Annotated in this window: 17 protein-coding genes and 2 tRNA genes; 14 read left to right on the top strand and 5 right to left on the bottom strand. The window is 61.6% G+C overall.

Translation table 11 applies throughout. From position 1 onward, the window contains the following. Position 1 precedes the first annotated feature (1 nt). From truA to NAO55_RS14610, 8 genes are all read left to right on the top strand, one after another. Positions 2-862: a tRNA pseudouridine(38-40) synthase TruA gene (gene truA / locus NAO55_RS14645; RefSeq protein WP_102841367.1), complete on the top strand. Its 861-nt coding sequence runs from the start codon at positions 2-4 to the stop codon at positions 860-862. A 78-nt stretch (positions 863-940) separates the two neighbouring features. Then, positions 941-1,564, top strand: coding sequence for a phosphoribosylanthranilate isomerase (locus NAO55_RS14640; protein WP_102841366.1), 624 nt, complete (start codon positions 941-943; stop codon positions 1,562-1,564). A gap of 215 nt (positions 1,565-1,779) precedes the next feature. Beyond that, a complete protein-coding gene (gene accD / locus NAO55_RS14635) occupies positions 1,780-2,673 on the top strand; it encodes an acetyl-CoA carboxylase, carboxyltransferase subunit beta (protein ID WP_063543687.1) in 894 nt (297 codons plus the stop codon). Further along, positions 2,670-3,974, top strand: coding sequence for a bifunctional tetrahydrofolate synthase/dihydrofolate synthase (folC, locus tag NAO55_RS14630; RefSeq protein WP_102841365.1), 1,305 nt, complete (start codon positions 2,670-2,672; stop codon positions 3,972-3,974). Before accD ends, folC begins: the two co-directional genes overlap by 4 nt. Then, positions 3,958-4,581: an SPOR domain-containing protein gene (locus NAO55_RS14625; RefSeq protein ID WP_102841364.1), complete on the top strand. Its 624-nt coding sequence runs from the start codon at positions 3,958-3,960 to the stop codon at positions 4,579-4,581. The genes folC and NAO55_RS14625 overlap by 17 nt, the downstream gene beginning before the upstream one ends. A 97-nt stretch (positions 4,582-4,678) precedes the next feature. Next, positions 4,679-5,224, top strand: coding sequence for a CvpA family protein (locus NAO55_RS14620; protein WP_256431875.1), 546 nt, complete (start codon positions 4,679-4,681; stop codon positions 5,222-5,224). A gap of 68 nt (positions 5,225-5,292) precedes the next feature. Then, on the top strand, positions 5,293-6,798 hold the full coding sequence (gene purF / locus NAO55_RS14615) for an amidophosphoribosyltransferase (RefSeq protein ID WP_102841363.1): 1,506 nt from the start codon (positions 5,293-5,295) through the stop codon (positions 6,796-6,798). Between the two features lie 43 nt (positions 6,799-6,841). Continuing rightward, positions 6,842-8,053 (top strand): O-succinylhomoserine sulfhydrylase, encoded by a 1,212-nt coding sequence (locus NAO55_RS14610; protein ID WP_102841362.1) that lies wholly within the window; start codon positions 6,842-6,844, stop codon positions 8,051-8,053. Between the two features lie 97 nt (positions 8,054-8,150). Here the strand turns inward: NAO55_RS14610 and gspD are convergent, their stop codons facing one another. Both gspD and NAO55_RS14600 read right to left on the bottom strand, forming a co-directional pair. Continuing rightward, positions 8,151-10,091 (bottom strand): type II secretion system secretin GspD, encoded by a 1,941-nt coding sequence (gene gspD, locus NAO55_RS14605; RefSeq protein WP_102841361.1) that lies wholly within the window; start codon positions 10,089-10,091, stop codon positions 8,151-8,153. A 3-nt stretch (positions 10,092-10,094) separates the two neighbouring features. Continuing rightward, positions 10,095-10,730: a type II secretion system protein N gene (locus NAO55_RS14600; protein ID WP_102841360.1), complete on the bottom strand. Its 636-nt coding sequence runs from the start codon at positions 10,728-10,730 to the stop codon at positions 10,095-10,097. Between the two features lie 254 nt (positions 10,731-10,984). Between NAO55_RS14600 and NAO55_RS14595 the strand changes: the two genes are divergently transcribed. From NAO55_RS14595 to NAO55_RS14575, 5 genes are all read left to right on the top strand, one after another. Beyond that, positions 10,985-11,060, top strand: a tRNA-Val gene (locus NAO55_RS14595). A gap of 37 nt (positions 11,061-11,097) precedes the next feature. Next, positions 11,098-11,174: transfer RNA gene (locus NAO55_RS14590), tRNA-Asp, on the top strand. A 623-nt stretch (positions 11,175-11,797) separates the two neighbouring features. After that, positions 11,798-12,340, top strand: a complete 543-nt coding sequence (locus NAO55_RS14585; RefSeq protein WP_102841359.1) for a c-type cytochrome — start codon at positions 11,798-11,800, stop codon at positions 12,338-12,340. A gap of 13 nt (positions 12,341-12,353) precedes the next feature. Beyond that, a complete protein-coding gene (locus NAO55_RS14580) occupies positions 12,354-12,809 on the top strand; it encodes a DUF305 domain-containing protein (protein WP_102841358.1) in 456 nt (151 codons plus the stop codon). Next, positions 12,809-13,354, top strand: a complete 546-nt coding sequence (locus tag NAO55_RS14575; RefSeq protein ID WP_146030740.1) for a DUF6692 family protein — start codon at positions 12,809-12,811, stop codon at positions 13,352-13,354. The genes NAO55_RS14580 and NAO55_RS14575 overlap by 1 nt, the downstream gene beginning before the upstream one ends. A gap of 131 nt (positions 13,355-13,485) precedes the next feature. Here the strand turns inward: NAO55_RS14575 and NAO55_RS14570 are convergent, their stop codons facing one another. Genes NAO55_RS14570 through NAO55_RS14555 form a run of 3 tightly spaced genes read right to left on the bottom strand, consistent with a single transcriptional unit; the run spans position 13,486 to position 16,930 of the window. Next, positions 13,486-13,968, bottom strand: a complete 483-nt coding sequence (locus tag NAO55_RS14570; RefSeq protein WP_102841357.1) for a DUF1641 domain-containing protein — start codon at positions 13,966-13,968, stop codon at positions 13,486-13,488. Then, on the bottom strand, positions 13,968-15,383 hold the full coding sequence (locus NAO55_RS20990; protein ID WP_369522426.1) for a molybdopterin oxidoreductase family protein: 1,416 nt from the start codon (positions 15,381-15,383) through the stop codon (positions 13,968-13,970). The genes NAO55_RS14570 and NAO55_RS20990 overlap by 1 nt, the downstream gene beginning before the upstream one ends. Beyond that, positions 15,338-16,930, bottom strand: a complete 1,593-nt coding sequence (locus NAO55_RS14555) for a molybdopterin-dependent oxidoreductase (RefSeq protein WP_256070229.1) — start codon at positions 16,928-16,930, stop codon at positions 15,338-15,340. The genes NAO55_RS20990 and NAO55_RS14555 overlap by 46 nt, the downstream gene beginning before the upstream one ends. A gap of 261 nt (positions 16,931-17,191) precedes the next feature. On the opposite strand from NAO55_RS14555, the gene NAO55_RS14550 reads away from it, so the two are divergent. Then, positions 17,192-17,848 (top strand): cytochrome c3 family protein, encoded by a 657-nt coding sequence (locus NAO55_RS14550; protein ID WP_102841356.1) that lies wholly within the window; start codon positions 17,192-17,194, stop codon positions 17,846-17,848. The last annotated feature ends 2 nt before the right edge of the window (positions 17,849-17,850 follow it).

Genomic DNA, 17,850 nt, shown 5'->3' with positions numbered 1-17,850 from the left:
TATGAACCAAGCAGTACCCGAAGCGGCAGCCGAAATGGCTGCCGTCGGCGTTTCCAGAATCGCTCTCGGCGTTGAGTACAAGGGGGCCCGATACCGTGGCTTCCAGCGCCAGCGTGCCGGTGTGCCGTCCATTCAAGAGTCACTCGAGACAGCGCTGACCAAGGTCGCGGGCGGCCACCGTGTCACGCTCAGCTGCGCGGGGCGCACGGATGCGCTGGTCCACGCCAGCGGTCAGGTAGTGCATTTCGATACGCCCGTTTCGCGCAGCATGCATGCATGGGTCATGGGCGCGAACATGAACCTGCCTCCGGACATAAGCGTTACCTGGGCAAAGGAGATGCCGCTGCATTTCGATGCGCGCTTCAGTGCCATGGCGCGTCGATACCGTTACGTGATCTACAACGATCAGATCCGTCCAGCGCATCTAGCAGAAGAAGTTACCTGGAATCACCGTCCGCTGGACATCGAACGGATGCGTGCCGCTGCCGTTGCCCTGGTGGGTACGCACGACTTCAGTGCATTCCGCGCGAGGCAGTGCCAGGCCAAGTCGCCGATCAAGACAATTCATCATCTGGAGCTGCTCGAATACGGCCGGCTGATCGTCATCGATGTCAGGGCCAATGCCTTTCTCCATCACATGGTGCGCAATTTTGCCGGAGTGCTCATGACCATCGGTGCCGGTGAGCGACCGGTGGAGTGGGCGTCGCAAGTGCTTGAGTCACGAGTTCGCCGCACCGGTGGAGTAACGGCACATCCATATGGTCTCTATCTGGTCGAAGTGGACTACCCGGAAGAGTTTGAGCTACCGAAGCGCTATCTCGGGCCGCATTTTCTTTCCGGCCTGCCAGACGTTCGATGCTGACGAATGCCCGTGGCGATTCGCTTGCAGCTGACATGGCTTTTGTTACCATCCTTTTTTCCGTTGACAGGTAGAGTTCCGTTGCCGATCGTTCGCAGCAAGATATGTGGCATCACCCGGATTGAGGACGCCCTGGCCGCTGCGGCGGCGGGCGCTGATGCCATCGGCCTGGTCTTTTATCCCAAGAGTCCACGGGCGGTCAGCCTGCAACGGGCGCGCGAGATCATCGCAGCCTTGCCTCCTTTCGTTACGACGGTCGGGTTGTTCGTCAATGCCAGCCGCTGTGAGATCAACGAGACGCTCGATGCGGTTCCACTGGATATGCTGCAGTTCCATGGGGACGAATCACCGGGCGCATGCGAAGGCTTTCACCGCCCGTGGTTCAAGGCGCTGCGAGTCGGTAACGGCGAGGATGTCGCTGCTCAGATTGCTCGCTACGGCAATGCTAGCGGCATCCTTCTGGATACCTTCGTGGCTGGCATGCCGGGCGGAACGGGCGAGCGCTTCGACTGGTCACTTATCCCCCCTTCATTGCCCAAGCCGTTGATTCTTGCTGGAGGGCTTACCGTAGAGAATGTCCAGCAGGCAATAGCCCAGGTCCGGCCATATGCCGTGGACGTCAGTGGCGGTGTGGAGCAGGGCAAGGGCATCAAGGATGCGGCCAAGGTTGCAGCCTTTATCGAGCGTGTGCGGTCGACTATGTGACGCCTGGATGGTCGTGACCGTCCAGTAACGAGTCGCTGGTGAGCCCAGCGCACCGATTGGTGGTGATTTCTTCCGGCAGGAAGAGATCGAATATGGCGGTTGCGCTCATGCGCATCGCTTACGCGTCTGGCGAGCGTTTGCATGCTCCGGTCGCAACGATGAATCAACCTGCGGCGCGGGTGCGCGGCAGGAATGAAGCTTTGGAGAACAAGAGCATGAGCAACTGGCTGGTAGACAAGCTGATCCCTTCGATCATGCGCTCGGAGTCGCAGAAGAGTTCGGTGCCCGAAGGCCTCTGGCACAAATGCCCATCCTGCGAGGCGGTTCTGTATCGTCCCGAACTGGAAAAGACGCTTGATGTATGCCCCAAGTGCCAGCATCACATGCGCATCGATGCCCGTACTCGTCTGGACATCTTCCTCGATACCGAGGGGCGTGAAGAGATTGCCGCCGATCTCGAACCGGTCGATCGTCTCAAGTTTCGTGACAGCAAGAAGTACAAGGATCGCCTGACCGCCGCTCAGAAGCAGACCGGTGAAAAGGACGCCCTGGTCGCCATGAGCGGCAAGGTGGTCAATGTCCCTGTGGTTGCCTGTGCCTTCGAGTTCTCTTTCATGGGCGGCTCGATGGGTGCGATCGTCGGCGAGCGTTTCGTTCGTGCCGCCAACGTGGCGCTGGAAAAGCGCTGCCCGCTGATCTGCTTCTCCGCATCCGGCGGCGCCCGGATGCAGGAGGCGCTGATCTCGCTGATGCAGATGGCCAAGACCTCTGCAGTCCTGGCTCGCATGCGCGAGGAAGGCCTGCCTTTCATCTCCGTCCTGACTGATCCGGTCTACGGCGGCGTTTCCGCCAGTCTGGCCATGCTGGGTGATGTGATCGTCGCAGAGCCGAAGGCCCTGATCGGCTTCGCTGGCCCGCGGGTAATCGAACAGACCGTGCGCGAAAAGCTGCCGGAAGGCTTCCAGCGTAGCGAGTTCCTGCTGGATCACGGCGCTATCGATCTGATCATTCCGCGTTCCGAGTTGCGTGCTCGTCTGTCGCGCCTGTTGGCGCAGATGCAAAAACTGCCGTCACCGAGCGAACCTGCCCAGGTAGCGGCTACTGCATGACCACCCGGAGCCTGGCCGACTGGCTCGCCTATCTTGAGCAACTGCATCCGACTGCCATCGACATGGGCCTGGATAGGGTTCGTGCGGTGGCAGCGCGGCTTGGTCTGACGCGGCCGGCTCCGCTGGTAATTACCGTTACCGGCACCAATGGCAAGGGCTCGACTTGTGCCTTCCTCGCGTCGCTGCTTCGCAGCGAGGGTCTCGAAGTCGGCGTTTACAGCTCACCGCATCTGCTGCGTTACAACGAGCGCGTACAGCTCGGGGGGGTGAATGCGAGCGATGAGCAGCTCTGCGAAGCCTTTGCCGCTGTGGATGGCGCCCGTGGCGACATATCGCTGACCTACTTCGAAGTCGGGACGCTGGCGGCATTCTGGCTCTTCGAGCGGGCAGGGCTGGACGCGGTGGTACTGGAAGTCGGCCTTGGTGGCCGACTGGACGCGGTCAACATCATCGATGCCGACCTGGCGGTGATTACCAATATTGGTCTCGATCATGCCGACTGGCTGGGTGATAGCCGTGAAAGCGTGGCGTACGAGAAAGCCGGGATTCTGCGCGAAGGTAAACCAGCGCTGTGTGGCGATCTTGAAGTACCAACACCATTGCTTGAGCGCGCCAAAGTGCTGATGGCGCCGTTGTTCGTGCGTGGGCGTGATTTTGATCTGGCGATCGATGCTCGGACCTGGCATTGGCGCGGCGTCGATGCAGCGGGCAAGCCGCTAGAGTTGCATGGGTTGCCGCAGCTGTCGTTGCCCATGGAGAACGCGGCGCTTGCGCTACAGGCCTTTGCCTTGCTGGGGCTGTCCTGGGATGCCGAGCGCATTGCCGGCGCGCTGCAACGGACGCACGTGACCGGGCGCTTGGACCGGCGGTACGTCATGCAGAACGGCCAGCGCATCTCGCTATTGCTGGACGTAGGACACAACCCTCACGCTGCCGGCTTTCTCGCTCAGCGGCTCGGACAGCGACCGATCACGGGGCAGCGGTTGGCTGTGTTCGGCCTCCTTGCAGACAAGGATCTGGCTGGCGTGCTCGATGCCCTGAGCCCGCAGATCGCACAATGGGCGGTCGCGCCGCTGCCTACCGCCCGTTCGCGGTCAGCGGCACAGCTGGCTGCGGCACTGGTTGAGCGTGGTGCTTCGGTCAGTCAGTATGAGAGCATCGAACAGGCTCTCGTCGCGCAGTGCAGTAAGGCTGATTCTGGCGATGAAGTGCTGGTCTTCGGATCGTTCTTCTGTGTCGCTGCGGCGCTCGAATGGCTGGAACAACAGGCAGGGGAAAGTGGGCATGGCATTGCTGGATAAAGGATTGCTGCAACGCATGGTCGGCGCGTTGGTGCTGATCGCCATAGCGGTCATTTTCGTACCGATGCTGTTCAATCGGCAGGACGACCTTCGCCATGTCACGGTCGATGCGCCCAGCATTCCCGCCGCACCGGTTGTTGCCGATATCCAAATGCAGCCGGTCGAGGTGCCAGAGGCGAAATCGGCCCCCGAGGGCTTTGAAATCATCGAGGAAGAGGGCGACGCGACTGCCGCCACGGCTGAAGACCCGGTGCCAGCTCCGGTCGAGCCGCTTGCTCCGGCTGATCCTGCTCCAGCTACTGCGCCATCGGCACCAACGGCACCAGGGGAGCCGCAGAAGCCGGAGCCGCGGCTGGACAACAATAACCTGCCGGTCAGCTGGTCGATTCAGCTGGCAAGCCTATCCAATCGCGCGAGTGCGGAAAGTCTGCAGCAGACGTTGCGTTCGCAAGGCTACAACGCCTATATCCGCACCGCTGACGGGATGAATCGCGTCTTCGTCGGGCCGCTGGTTGAGCGCAGCGAGGCGAACCGCCTTCGCGATGTGCTGCAGCGTCAGCAGAAACTCGATGGTTTCGTGGTGCGCTTCAAACCCGAAGAGGGTTGACCTGTAGGGCCGCCTGTCGCCGTTTGATCGGTGTCGCGATCAGCACACCAGCGTTGACGCAACCAGTGCGTACCCGTGGCGCCTGCGCTCTGCTAAAATGCGCGGCCTTTCCCCCTTTGTAGAAGACATCGTGGCATTCACCTGGGTCGATTGGACCATCATTGCCGTCATCGCTGTTTCCAGTCTGATCAGTCTCAAGCGTGGTTTCGTCAAGGAAGCGCTATCGCTGGTCACCTGGATCGTTGCCGGCGTGATCGCCTGGATGTTCGGCGGCGCCTTGTCTCACCATCTGGCCGAGTTCATCAGCACGCCCTCGGTGCAGGTTATCGCAGCGTGTGCCCTGTTGTTCGTGGCGACCCTGCTGGTGGGCGCGCTGGTGAATTTCCTGATCGGCGAGCTGATCAGGGTGACGGGGCTGTCAGGGACCGATCGTTTTCTCGGAATGGTATTTGGCGCCGCACGAGGTGGTCTGTTGGTGGTGGTGCTTGCAGGGCTGCTCAGCCTGGCACCGGTCCAGCAGGATACCTGGTGGCGCGAATCGGCATTGCTGCCGCATTTTCTACTGATCGCCGATTGGTCGAAGAACCTGATTCTCGGGTTCAGCGGCCAGTGGGTCGCCGGTTCGCTCAATCCGGTCGGTTGAGTATTTTTCCCGGATGCTCGGTCTGCCTGCGCATTCGGCCAGCTTGTAATAACTGAGGGGTTCCTTGCATGTGTGGCATTGTCGGCATCGTCGGTAAGTCGAACGTCAATCAGGCGCTGTATGACGCGCTTACCGTACTGCAGCACCGCGGCCAGGATGCAGCCGGTATCGTGACCAGCCACGACGGTCGTCTGTTTCTGCGCAAGGACAACGGCCTGGTGCGCGATGTATTCCAGCAGCGCCACATGCAGCGCCTGGTTGGCAACATGGGCATCGGCCATATCCGTTACCCCACAGCCGGCAGCTCCAGTTCGGCCGAAGCCCAGCCGTTCTATGTGAACTCGCCGTACGGCATCACCCTGGCGCACAACGGCAACCTGACCAACGTCGACCAGCTGACCAAGGAGATCTACGAGTCGGATCTGCGCCACGTGAACACCAGCTCAGATTCCGAGGTGCTGCTCAACGTGTTCGCCCACGAACTGGCCGTGCGCGGCAAGCTGCAGCCGACCGAAGAAGACGTCTTCGCCGCCGTCAGCAAGGTCCACGAGCGTTGCCGCGGTGGTTACGCCGTGGTGGCGATGGTGACCGGTTATGGCATCGTCGGTTTCCGCGACCCGAATGCAATTCGCCCGATCGTCTTCGGCCAGCGCCACACCGACGAAGGCGTCGAGTACATGATCGCTTCGGAAAGCGTGTCACTCGATGTGCTCGGCTTTACCCTGATTCGCGACCTGGCGCCGGGTGAGGCGGTGTACATTACCACTGACGGCAAACTGTTCACCCGCCAGTGCGCGGACGCGCCGAAGCTCGCGCCATGCATCTTCGAGTACGTCTACCTGGCGCGTTCCGACTCCCTGATGGACGGCGTGTCGGTGTACAAGGCGCGTCTGCGCATGGGCGAGAAGCTCGCCGACAAGATCCTGCGCGAGCGTCCGGACCACGACATCGATGTGGTCATTCCGATTCCGGACACCAGCCGCACCGCGGCGCTGGAGCTGGCCAACCGGCTCGGCGTGAAGTTCCGCGAAGGATTCGTCAAGAACCGCTACATCGGCCGTACTTTCATCATGCCCGGCCAGGCTGCACGCAAGAAGTCGGTGCGCCAGAAGCTTAATGCCATCGATCTGGAGTTTCGTGGCAAGAACGTCATGCTGGTGGACGATTCCATCGTGCGTGGGACCACTTGCAAGCAGATCATCCAGATGGCCCGCGAAGCCGGGGCGAAGAATGTCTACTTCTGCTCGGCGGCGCCGGCGGTGCGCTACCCCAACGTCTACGGCATCGACATGCCCAGTGCCCACGAGCTGATCGCGCACAACCGCACCACCGAGGAAGTGGCCGAACTGATCGGTGCCGACTGGCTGGTCTACCAGGATCTGGAGGATCTGATCGATGCGGTAGGCGGCGGCAAGGTCAAGATCGAGAACTTCGATTGCGCGGTGTTCGACGGCAACTACATCACAGGCGATATCGACGAGGCCTACCTGCAGAAGATCGAGCAGGCACGCAACGATCTGAGCAAAGCCAAGACCAATGCGGTCAGCGCGATCATCGATCTGTACAACAACTGATCCATTCCGGTCGCGGCAAAGCTGCGCCGGCTGAGGCAAGACTATGACCATTGAATGGGAAGCCGGACGGCTCGATAGCGATCTCGAAGGGGTCGGACTCGATACTCTCGCAGTGCGCGCCGGCCAGCGCCGCACGCCGGAGGCCGAGCATGGTGAGCCATTGTTCTTCACCTCCAGTTACGTGTTCCGCAGCGCTGCCGACGCGGCTGCTCGCTTCGCCGGCGATGTGCCGGGCAACGTCTACTCGCGCTACACCAATCCGACCGTGCGGGCATTCGAGGAGCGTATCGCCGCACTGGAGGGCGCCGAGCAGGCCGTCGCCACCGCTTCCGGAATGGCAGCCATCCTCGCCACCGTGATGAGCCTATGTTCGGCTGGTGACCATGTACTGGTTTCGCGCAGCGTGTTCGGCGCCACCGTCTCGCTGTTCGAGAAGTACTTCAAGCGCTTCGGTGTGCAGGTCGATTACGTCCCGCTCACCGACTTCGCCGCATGGGAATCGGCGTTCAAGGAAAACACCAGGCTGGTGTTCGTCGAATCGCCATCCAATCCGCTGGCTGAGCTGGTGGATATCGCTGCGTTGGCGGAACTCTGCCACGGCAAGGGCGCTATGCTGGCGGTGGACAACTGTTTCTGCACGCCGGTGCTGCAGCAGCCGCTGAAACTGGGGGCCGATATCGTCATCCACTCGGCGACCAAGTACATCGACGGCCAGGGCCGCTGCCTTGGCGGTGTGGTTGCGGGGCGCAGCGAGCAGATGAAGGAAATCGTCGGCTTCCTGCGTACCGCCGGGCCGACGCTCAGCCCGTTCAATGCCTGGGTGTTTCTCAAGGGCCTGGAAACCCTACGCCTGCGCATGCAGGCCCATTGTGCCAGCGCTCAGATACTGGCCGAATGGCTGGAACAGCAGCCGGGCGTCGAGCGGGTGTTCTACGCTGGCCTGCCGAGCCATCCACAGCACGAGCTGGCCAAGCGCCAGCAGAAGGGCTTCGGCGCGGTGCTGAGTTTCGAAGTGACCGGAGGCAAGGCGGGCGCCTGGCGATTCATCGACGCCACCCGGCTGATCTCGATCACTGCCAACCTGGGCGACAGCAAGACCACCATCACCCATCCCGGCTCGACCACCCATGGTCGGCTGTCGGCCGAGGATCGCGCGACCGCGGGCATCAGCGACAGCCTGATACGCGTTGCGGTGGGTCTGGAAGACGTGGACGATCTCAAGGCCGACCTGGCCCGCGGGTTGGCCGCACTCTGAGCCACCGCACCATCCCATAGCGGCACCGTTCGACTGCCGCTGTGGGGTTGGTTGCCTCGTCCCCTGCTGAACACGCAACGCCGCCAGGCGCCGTCGGTTACTGACGTAGATCGATGGCCGGTGCGGGCTCGCCTCGGCCATCGAACAGCTGCGTAGGATTGGCCGGAAGGATGGTCGGACTGGCCGAATCGGTCTCGATCACCCGGATATCGCTGTACTTCTTCCCGGACAGCGCGGCGAGCCCGGCGCGATCGCGTATCACCGTCGGCCGCAGGAAGACCATCAGGTTGCGTTTGACGTGAGTCTCCTGCGTGGAGCGGAATAGCGCGCCGAGCAGGGGGATATCACCGAGCAGCGGTACCTTGGCGTTGGTGCGTGTCACGTCGTCCTGGATCAGGCCTCCAAGGACGATAACCTGGCCATCCTCGGCGAGGATGGTGCTCTTGATCGAGCGCTTGTTGGTCACCAGATCGACGGCCTGTGCCGTCAAACTGGCACTCGGGGCGATGGACGATATTTCCTGCTCGATCTGCAGGCGCAGGGTGGCCCCCTCGTTGATGTGCGGTGTGACCTTGAGCGTCACACCGATATCCTGGCGCTCGATGGTGGTGAACGGGTTGTTCGCTCCAGCCGAGTCGGTGGTGTAGGAGCCGGTCTGGAATGGCACATTCTGGCCGACCAGGATCTCCGCTTCCTGGTTGTCGAGGGTCAGCAGGCTGGGTGTCGACAGCAGATTGCTCTTGCTGTTGGAGGACAGTGCGGTGATCAGGGCACCAAAACTGCGCGTACCGACGCCGATGATCGCGCCGTCTGGCAGCTCGCTGGGGATTTCGTTCTCATTGATCGCATTCAGTACGCTTCCGACCGAAATGCCGGTGTTGCCGAAGCTTACGCCGCCGGCGCCGCCAGTACTGCCGCGAGCGTCAATGGCCCACTGCACGCCGAGCGCATCGGTGATGTCGCCCGAAACTTCGACGATGGCCGCCTCGACCATGACTTGCGCGCGCGGAACGTCTAGCTGCCTGACGATGCTTTCCAGCGTACCGATCAGCTCGGGATCGGCCAGCAGCACCAGCGCATTCAGGCTTTCATCGGCACGAATCAGGATGTTCTGCGACCGCCCGGTACCGCTGCCAGCCTCGCCAGTGTCCGGGTTCTGCAGGCCTTCGGAGATGTCGCCAAGTGTTTCGGCAAGGGATTTCGCATCGTTGTGGCGCAAGCGGATGACGCGAGTATTGGCCGAACGGGTGGCTGGCGTGTCGAGTGACTGAGCCAGTGCGGCGAGTTTGCCCCGTGCCTCGCGTGGGCCGATGAAGATCAGTCGATTGGTGCGCGAATCGGCAATGATCTGCACGCCCGGTGCACTTTTCGCTTCGCCGCGGATCATCGCGTTACGTAGGACCTCGGCAATATCGACCGCCCAGCCATGGCGCAGGTTGAGCACGCTGTAGTCGTTGCTTTCGGCCTGGTCGAGCTGGTCGACCAGATCCTGTATGCGCGCGATATTGGCGCTGCGATCGCTGATGATCAGCGCGTTGGCCGATGAAACGGCTGCGAGATGGCCGTACTGCGGAACCAGTGGGCGGATCAGGGGAATCAGCTCGGCGGCGGAGGTGTGTTGCACCTGGATTACCCGGGTCTCCAACTGGTCGCCGCCGGTCGGCCCACCGCCGGCTTCCGCCTTGGCTTCGGCGTTCGGTATGACCCGCGCGACATCACCTTGAGTCAATACGCTGAATCCATGCGTCGCCATCACCGAAAGGAACAGCTGATAGACCTCGCTCAGCGACAGGGTCGCGTTGGATACCACGCTGACCTGGCCCTTCACTCGCGGATCGACGATGAACGTCTGGCCGCTGAGCTGGCTGATCTGATCAATGAACGCGCGGATGTCGGCGTCCTTGAGGTTGATGGTCCAGCCGTCTTGCTGATTCGGACTCGGTTCGATACCCGGTTCGGCTGCGATCAAGGGCAGCGGGGCGGCCAGCAGGCCGGTGGCTAGCAGGGCAAGCAGTGAGCGCGAGAAAGGCTTCGGCATCGGTCAATCGTCTTCCATGGGCTGGTCGTTGGAGGGTGCGGCGTCAGGCTGGATGACGGCTTCTTCCAGCTGCTGGCGCAAAGCGTCCATCTGTTGCTGCATCAGCTGCGACTCGTCCGTCGCGAGTTCGCCAGTTGCTGTTTCTTCCTGATAGGTCGGCTCGTTCGGAACGTAGGCTGGCGATCGAGTTTCGGGAAAATGCAGCACCTCTACGGTGCCGTTGCGCAGCAATTCCACATGGTTGGGATAGACCTTATGCAGGCTCACGCCATCCTGCAGGTCCTGTCCCTGCCAGTACAGCTTCGGTGGCTGCCCATCGACCTGGACGATGGCGCTCGATCGCTCTGGCTCGATGTGCACGAAGCTGCCACGCAGGGTGAAACCGCTGGCGGCTGCCGAAGGCGCATAGGCGTCGGAGGGCGCGGCCGAGCCGAACAGGATCTCCAGCCGCTGCATGTCTGGTCCGCTCGCTCCGCCGACGTTCTGCTCATAGATGTCTGCCGGCGCTGGTGCACGGCTCAGATCCAGCCACTGCTCGAGCCGGGTGGCCAGATAAACGGCGTAGATACAAAGGAGCACGATGCTGGCAAGCAGTGGAACGTGTTGACGGTAATTGCGCAGTTTTCCCGGCAATGGCAAGCGAAATACTCCGTGGCGCTCTTGTTGTAGGTTCCCTGGGCGCGGGGCTGTTGTCAGGCGTTACAGCATTTCTAGATCAATTTTGACGATACCGCAGCCGAAATTTCAGACAATCCGGGTGAGCGGATGGTGCCCGAACAAAGTTACAAAGCGATGCGGCAGTCTCAGTTGACCACGCTTTGGTAAAAAAAATTCAATGCTGCTGTTGACTTAGCTTAGGGGGGTGAGTAAATTGCGCGCCTCGCAAGGCGATCGGCTGATTAGCTCAGCTGGGAGAGCACCTGCATCACACGCAGGGGGTCGGCGGTTCGATCCCGTCATCAGCCACCAACCTTTGTGAGATTTCGGACGAAAGTCCGGCCGACGCGCAGCGGTAGTTCAGTCGGTTAGAATACCGGCCTGTCACGCCGGGGGTCGCGGGTTCGAGTCCCGTCCGCTGCGCCATATTACTCAGTTCACTTCCTATGGACGTGATGAGACAAGAGAAGCTGCCCTAGGGCAGCTTTTTTTGTGTCCGCTGTTTGGCCCTTGCGTAATTCTTGCGGCAGATCTTTTTATCATCAGTGCTCGCGTCGGCGGCGTATGGCCATCAGGGCCAGCGTGTAACCATCGTTGCGCTCGAAGTGGCTGGCCGCGGCAACCAAAAATCCAGCTTAGCTACCGAGCGCTCTATCGATGCCGCTGCCGCTGTCTGCGTACTCCACAAAATCGGTTTGAAAAGCGCTCAGTTCGATGAATGGTGCGTCTGTCGTCAACAGCACACGCATGATCCAGTCCGTCCGTCTTGGCTCTGAAAGATCGCAGTCTCACCGGTTATAGCGTACGGCCAAAGGCGCCACCGGCTCTCGCTCGATCAGACAATACAGCCCCTACAGCGATCAGTCTGCACATAATTCAAGAATATAGGTAGCCGACTAACTAGAAGATCGGTTAGAACTGACCAATAGCGTTTTGCCTCACCTGCCTAGATTACTTTTTTGTAAGGTAACTATTTGTTGGCAACTATGCGCCGTGTTGTTTTGTCTATGCCTCAGGCGCCGCTGATTAATCTAGAGGCATAATCACTTATGCAAAAAACTCAGAGCTCCTTGCTAAAAGGCTTAGTGGTTGGGCTTGTATTGGCCGCTTTGTTTGTTTTTTTGCTGGTGTTGCTAGTTGCGTATACCGGCGCATACAACGTTGCCGCTTCTCAGGATCACTCACCCTTTGTTCGCTGGGTGTCGACCACCACCATGGAGAACTCAGTGGCAGCCAGAGCGGAGGACCTGGACGTGCCGGAACTCTCCGAGGAGCAGATCGCCGCCGGTGCAGAGCATTACAAGGCGATGTGTCAGCACTGCCATGCAGGCCCAGGCGTGGAACGCGCCGAGTGGGCTCGAGGCCTTTTACCGCAACCTCCGCATCTCGTCGAGGAGGCCGCACATTGGCAGCCGAACGAGGTGTTCTGGCTGATCAAGCATGGCGTGCGTATGTCGGCGATGCCGGCTTTCGGCGAAACGCATGACGATGGAGAGCTCTGGAATATCGCCGCTTTCGTGAAACAGCTGCCTGGTATGTCTGCCAGCGAATATGCCGCGCTAGGGCAGCAATCAGGTACGCACGGGAACTGAAAGGAAAACGATGATGCAGATGTCTTATTGGCGCTTCGCCGCCATGATCGCAACTTCTACAGTCGTCATGTTCGGCTTGATGTATCTGAATACTTACGCATTCGAACATGTATTTTGGAGCGAGACCCGCGCCTGGATGGCGCTGTTGATGGGGGCTGTCATGGCCGTCATCATGCTGAGTTTCATGCTGAGCATGTATCAGAAAAAGCGGATCAATATCGCTATATATATCGGCAGCGTCGTTGTATTTGCCCTGACGCTCTGGCTGGTCCGTAGCCAGGCTACCGTTGGTGATGCCGAATATATGAAAGCCATGATCCCCCATCATTCGATTGCGATCATGACCAGCGAGCGCGCGCAAATTACCGACCCGCGGGTTCGCAAACTGGCCGATGAGATCATTGCGGCTCAGCGTCGTGAAATATCGGAAATGAAGTATCTGATCAACGAACTTGAGGGGGTCGACTGATGCGTCTTCATCTGCACCGGAGCGGCCAGGGTTCGCTCGCTTGTAAATTGCTTGCGCCTCTCGCGGTTCTGTTGCTGGCCGCCTGTGGCGATCCCGCGCCTGGAGAGGGTGTTGAAAAGCCGCTGATGAGCGACCCGTCACCGAAGATGGTCGGTGCGCGTGAAGCGGTGGGCACGCCCGACATCCCAACCATCGATCCGCAGACGCTTGACGCTGCCGAAATCGAGAAGGTGCTGGGTGTAGGCCCGCGGTGTGCTTTCGCCTACACAGCGGAAAGCAAGCCCGTGGCTGTTTTTCAGGTGACTGGCGATAACGCCGGCCAAGGGGTGGTGAAGATCCATGGCCGATTGGTAAAGCTTGCGGGGCATGAGGCTGAAGTCGGTGGTTTCACACTGAGTGGTGACGGTATGTCGGTCAGAATCGAGCCAGCGGGCGAAGGGGGCGATTCAAGGCCGGCCGAACAGCGTGAGGCCGACATGCTATTCGAGCTGGAGCAGGGCCTGCACGTCGGTTATCGTGGCTGGTATCGCTGTACCAGCCCCTGACCGATGCCAGCCCGCGATCGGTACCAATGCCAGCCAGCCATACCTGCAACGAGCAGCAGGCGTTCACCAAGCACCGGCTGCTCGCTTGTGTTCGAGCGGTAATGGCCAGTAACGGCCATAGCCGCTTCGCCTCATTGCTCGGTCTGCTTGCCACTGAACCTGGTGATCGGTTTTTCCGCGTCCTTGTCCAGACCGCCCGCGAAGCTCTTGAGCCCCTCGATGATGGGCATCAGCGCCGCCCACAGTTCATCGTCGTGGAGCATCTTGTAGGCGCCGGTAACGCCTGGCGCCTCGTCGTGCTTGCCGTCGGGTTTGTAATGCCCGACGGCATGGAAGGCCTCTTGGAAGGCAAACACCACTTTGCAGAATTGCGCGGGCTCGATGCGCGACAGCGCCATGCCGAGGATCGACAGGTTCTGCACGGCATTGAGCGAGCCTTCCTTGCTCATCCCATCGACCAGTACCTTGAGCACGCGGTCATGCGAGCCCGCCAGGTCGTTGGCAAAGCGCAGCACGCCACGCTGGTGCAGGGTTTCGAGCAGGGTATCGAGTTCCTCGCGCGCGCTGGGGCCGATCGGCGTCGGCTTGACGTCGTAGTTGATTCGCTGGGCCATCAGTATCTCTCCGGATGCGGGGCTTGGGCGGGCGGGGCGACGTAGTCGTCGCGGTACCACTTCACCTCGACGGGCACACCTTCGTTGGGGGTGCGCTTGGCGTGGCGGAAGCTGTTGGACGGCAATGGCGGTTCGCCTTTTTCGGCCAGCACTTCCAGCTTCACCGCGGTTTCCTTGTAGGCCGGCGTGTTCACGTCGGGATCGTGGTGCTCGCCGGTCAGCAGGTTGAGGCCAGGCTTTCCTTGGTGGATGGGCATGAACAGCGTCTTGCCGGCGACTCGCTCGGTCACGGTGGCACGCACCTCCACCGAGCCGCGGCGCGAGCTGATCTTCAGCCAGGTGCCGTCCTCGATGCCGCGCTCGGCGGCAAGTTCCGGGCTGACCTCGACGAACCAGTTCGGCGCTTGCGACCAGATGCGTGGGCCGCGCCCGGTCTGGTTGGTGGCCTGGAACTGCTCGAGCATGCGGCCGTTGTCGAGCATGATGTCGTACTCGTCGTCGGCGGCTTCGGCCGGCTGCTTCCATTCCAGCGGGAACAGCACGGCCTTGCCGTCGTCGGTGTGGAAGCGCTCGGTGTAAAGCAGCGGTGTGGTGCTGCCGTCGCTCTGCATGGGCCAGAACAGCGATTGCCAGCCTTCGAGCCGCTCGTAGCTGATGCCCTGGAACATCGTGGCGATGCCGGCTGCCTCGTCCATGATCTGGCTCGGGTGCGTATAGCCCCAGTCATAACCCATGCGCCTGGCCAGGTCGGTGAAGATCTGCCAGTCCGGACGGCTGTCTCCTAGCGGCGGCAGCACCTCGTAGAAGCGCTGAATGCGCCGCTCGGTGTTGGTGAACGTGCCGTCCTTTTCTACCGAGGGGCAGGCCGGCAGCACCACGTCGGCGAATTGCGCAGTGCGGCTGAGGAAGATGTCCTGCACCACCATGAAGTCCAGATTTTCGAAGCCGCTATGCACGTTGCGGCTGTTGGCATCGGAGAAGGCGGTCTCCTCGCCGATGATGTACATGGCCTTCACCGAGCCCTCGCGGGCTTTCTGCACCATGGTGAAGTTGTCGTTGCCCTTCTCCAGCGGCAGCCGCTCCTTTGGCACGCCCCAGGCCTTGGCCCACTTGTCGCGGTATTTCTCCTCGGTGACTTTCTCGTAACCGGGATACATGTTTTTCAGGCAGCCGAAATCGCTGGCGCCTTGCACGTTGTTGTGGCCGCGCATCGGGTAGCCGCCGGTGCCGGGCCGGCCGTAATTGCCGGTGACCAGCAAGAGGTTGGATAACGCCGTGCTGGTGTCCGAACCGTGGCTGTGCTGGGTGATGCCCATGGCCCACAGCAGGCAGACCGATTCGGCCTGGCCGATCAGCTCGGCGGCCTCGATCAGCGCTTCCTTGGCGATGCCGGTGACCTCGGCAGCGAAGTCCATGGTGAAAGGCTCGAGCGATTTTCTGTATTCCTCGACCTGATTGACCCGGCTGTCGAGGAAATCGAGGTCGGCGTATCCGTGATCGAACATATAGCGCGACAGCGCCGAGGCCAGACCAGGTCGGTGCTCGAGTTGGGCCGCAGGTGCAGGTCGGCACGCTCGGCCATCTCGTGGCGGCGTGGGTCGAACACCACTAGCTTCTGCCCACGATGCTTCTTCTGCGCCTTCAGTTTGGAGGCGATCACCGGGTGGTTCTCGGACAGATTGCTGCCGACGATGACGATCAGGTCGGCCTTTTCCATGTCCTCGATGGTGCCCGAATCGCCGCCGTAGCCGACGGTGCGGAACAGGCCCTTGGTCGCCGGGTTCTGGCAGTAGCGCGATGAGTTGTCGACGCTGTGGGTGCCGATGATCGCGCGGGCGATCTTCTGTGTCAGATAGGCCTCTTCGTTGCTCGCCTTGCTCGAGCCGATGAAGCCGATGGCGTCCGGCCCGTGGGTGTCGCGGATCTGCAGCAGGCGATGGGCGACCAGGTCCAGCGCCTCATCCCAGCTCGCTTCGCGGAACTGGCCGTTTTCGCGGATCAGCGGCGTGGTCAGGCGTTTCGGGTCGTTGACGAAGTCCCAGGCAAACTTGCCCTTGATGCAGGTAGAAATGCCGTTGGCCGGGGCGTCGACCACCGGCTGCACCTTGAGGATGTGCCGGTCGCGCGTCCACATCTCGAACGAGCAGCCCACGCCACAGTAGGTGCACACCGTCTTGGTGCGCTTGATCTCCGGCTGGCGCCAGTGCATGTCCATCTTCGAGAGGGCGGTGATCGGCCGCGCGCCGATGGTCTCCTCGAGCGTCTTGACCATGTCGATCATGGGCCGCTTGACGTCCTGCGGCAGCGCGGTGAAGGGACCGGCATCGGGTTGCATGGTCTTTTCCAGCAGCGCGTTGCACGGGCATACGGTGACGCAATGGCCGCAGCTGACGCAGCTCGACTGGTCGATCGGCTTGCCGCCGTCCCACAGCACGCGGGGGTGCTCCATGGTGAAGTCGATCGACAAGGTCTCGTTGACCTCGACGTTCTGGCAGGCCTCGACGCAGCGCCCGCAGAGAATGCACTGGTCCGGATCGTAGGTGTAGAAGGGGTTGGAGTGGTCCTTCTCGTACGGCTTGCGCTTGAATTCGTAGCGCTGGATCGGCGGATTGATCTGCGCGTAGGTGTTGTGCAGCGTGCAGTCGCCGGTGTTGTGCTCGCACAGCGTGCAGTACAGCTCGTGCTTGGCCACCAGCCGGTCCATGCCTTCCTCGCGTGCGGCCTTCGCCTCGGCGATCTCGCTGGTCACCTGCAGGCCGTCGCGTGCCTTGAGCGTGCAGCCGCGCACCAGTTCGCCGTCGACCTGGACCCAGCACACGTCGCAGGTTTGCGGTGAGCCGAGCGCCCGGTGGTAGCAGACGTGCGGCAGGTCGATGCCATGCTTGGCGAGAAAGTCGATCAGCGGAGTGTCGGCCTTACCGACCAGGGCTTTGCCGTCGTAATGGATCGTGCAGTCGCTCATCAGGCCTCCGTCTTGTCGCGGTGGTGGGGCGGGCCGGCGTTCCCTGGCCTGTTGCCGGCACGGTCCGGCGGGTCCTGTCGGCGCTCGTTCCGCCGTGGGTGGGCGGTCGAGGCTAGCTGTTGTCCATAGCTGACTGACCGGCCTCTGGAAACGTTCCCCGCCGATTTGTATGGATTTGGCCGTGGCGTTGAACTCATGCCGTGCGCACGGGCCAGAAACAGACGGATACAAAAACCAAACGACCCGGATGCCGTTCGTCTGATGGCCCAGCTCTTCCCGCGTTCTGCCGACATGTGGCTGCGCCTGGTCCTGCTCCTGCTGTTCCTGGGGTTGGTCGGGGGTTTCGTCGCGTTCGTCATACTGTCGCGTTCGTCCTATGTCACCGGCGTGGGGCTGACGGTGGATCAGCCTGTGCCCTTCAGCCACGAACACCACGCCGGCGCGCTACAGATCGATTGCCGCTACTGCCACGACAATGTCGAGACGAGCGCCGTGGCCGGCCTGCCACCGACGCACACCTGCATGAGCTGTCATTCGCAGTTGTGGACCGGCGCCGAGATGCTCGCGCCGGTGCGCCAGAGCCTCGCGCAGGGCGAGCCGCTGCACTGGAACCGGGTCAACGAGCTCCCGGACTACGTGTTCTTCCACCACGGTGTGCACGTGAACGCCGGCGTCGGCTGCGCCGAATGCCATGGGCAGGTCGACAGCATGCCGCTGATGCGCAAGGCCGAGCCGTTCAGCATGAGCTGGTGCTTGGACTGCCATCAGGACCCGGCGCCGCGGCTACGACCGCGCGCCGCAGTGACCGACATGAGCTGGCACTACGCCGGTGACCGGCGCGCCCTCGGTGAGGCGCTGATGCGCAAGCGACGCATCGCCGAGGGCGACCTGACCCACTGCTACACCTGCCACCGGTAAGC

Source organism: Stutzerimonas frequens (assembly GCF_024448335.1).
Classification (GTDB): Bacteria; Pseudomonadota; Gammaproteobacteria; order Pseudomonadales; family Pseudomonadaceae; genus Stutzerimonas; species Stutzerimonas frequens.
Note: the sequence above shows the minus strand (reverse complement) of the source record. Positions and strands in the feature narration are given on the sequence as shown.

Coding starts and splice junctions, on each gene's coding strand:
- truA (WP_102841367.1), top strand. CDS start 2: ATGAACCAAGCAGTACCCGAAGCGGCAGCCGAAATGGCTGCCGTCGGC.
- accD (WP_063543687.1), top strand. CDS start 1,780: ATGAGCAACTGGCTGGTAGACAAGCTGATCCCTTCGATCATGCGCTCG.
- folC (WP_102841365.1), top strand. CDS start 2,670: ATGACCACCCGGAGCCTGGCCGACTGGCTCGCCTATCTTGAGCAACTG.
- NAO55_RS14625 (WP_102841364.1), top strand. CDS start 3,958: ATGGCATTGCTGGATAAAGGATTGCTGCAACGCATGGTCGGCGCGTTG.
- NAO55_RS14620 (WP_256431875.1), top strand. CDS start 4,679: ATGCGCGGCCTTTCCCCCTTTGTAGAAGACATCGTGGCATTCACCTGG.
- purF (WP_102841363.1), top strand. CDS start 5,293: ATGTGTGGCATTGTCGGCATCGTCGGTAAGTCGAACGTCAATCAGGCG.
- NAO55_RS14610 (WP_102841362.1), top strand. CDS start 6,842: ATGACCATTGAATGGGAAGCCGGACGGCTCGATAGCGATCTCGAAGGG.
- gspD (WP_102841361.1), bottom strand. CDS start 10,091: ATGCCGAAGCCTTTCTCGCGCTCACTGCTTGCCCTGCTAGCCACCGGC.
- NAO55_RS14585 (WP_102841359.1), top strand. CDS start 11,798: ATGCAAAAAACTCAGAGCTCCTTGCTAAAAGGCTTAGTGGTTGGGCTT.
- NAO55_RS14580 (WP_102841358.1), top strand. CDS start 12,354: ATGCAGATGTCTTATTGGCGCTTCGCCGCCATGATCGCAACTTCTACA.
- NAO55_RS14575 (WP_146030740.1), top strand. CDS start 12,809: ATGCGTCTTCATCTGCACCGGAGCGGCCAGGGTTCGCTCGCTTGTAAA.
- NAO55_RS14570 (WP_102841357.1), bottom strand. CDS start 13,968: ATGGCCCAGCGAATCAACTACGACGTCAAGCCGACGCCGATCGGCCCC.
- NAO55_RS20990 (WP_369522426.1), bottom strand. CDS start 15,383: ATGGACTTCGCTGCCGAGGTCACCGGCATCGCCAAGGAAGCGCTGATC.
- NAO55_RS14555 (WP_256070229.1), bottom strand. CDS start 16,930: ATGAGCGACTGCACGATCCATTACGACGGCAAAGCCCTGGTCGGTAAG.
- NAO55_RS14550 (WP_102841356.1), top strand. CDS start 17,192: ATGGCCCAGCTCTTCCCGCGTTCTGCCGACATGTGGCTGCGCCTGGTC.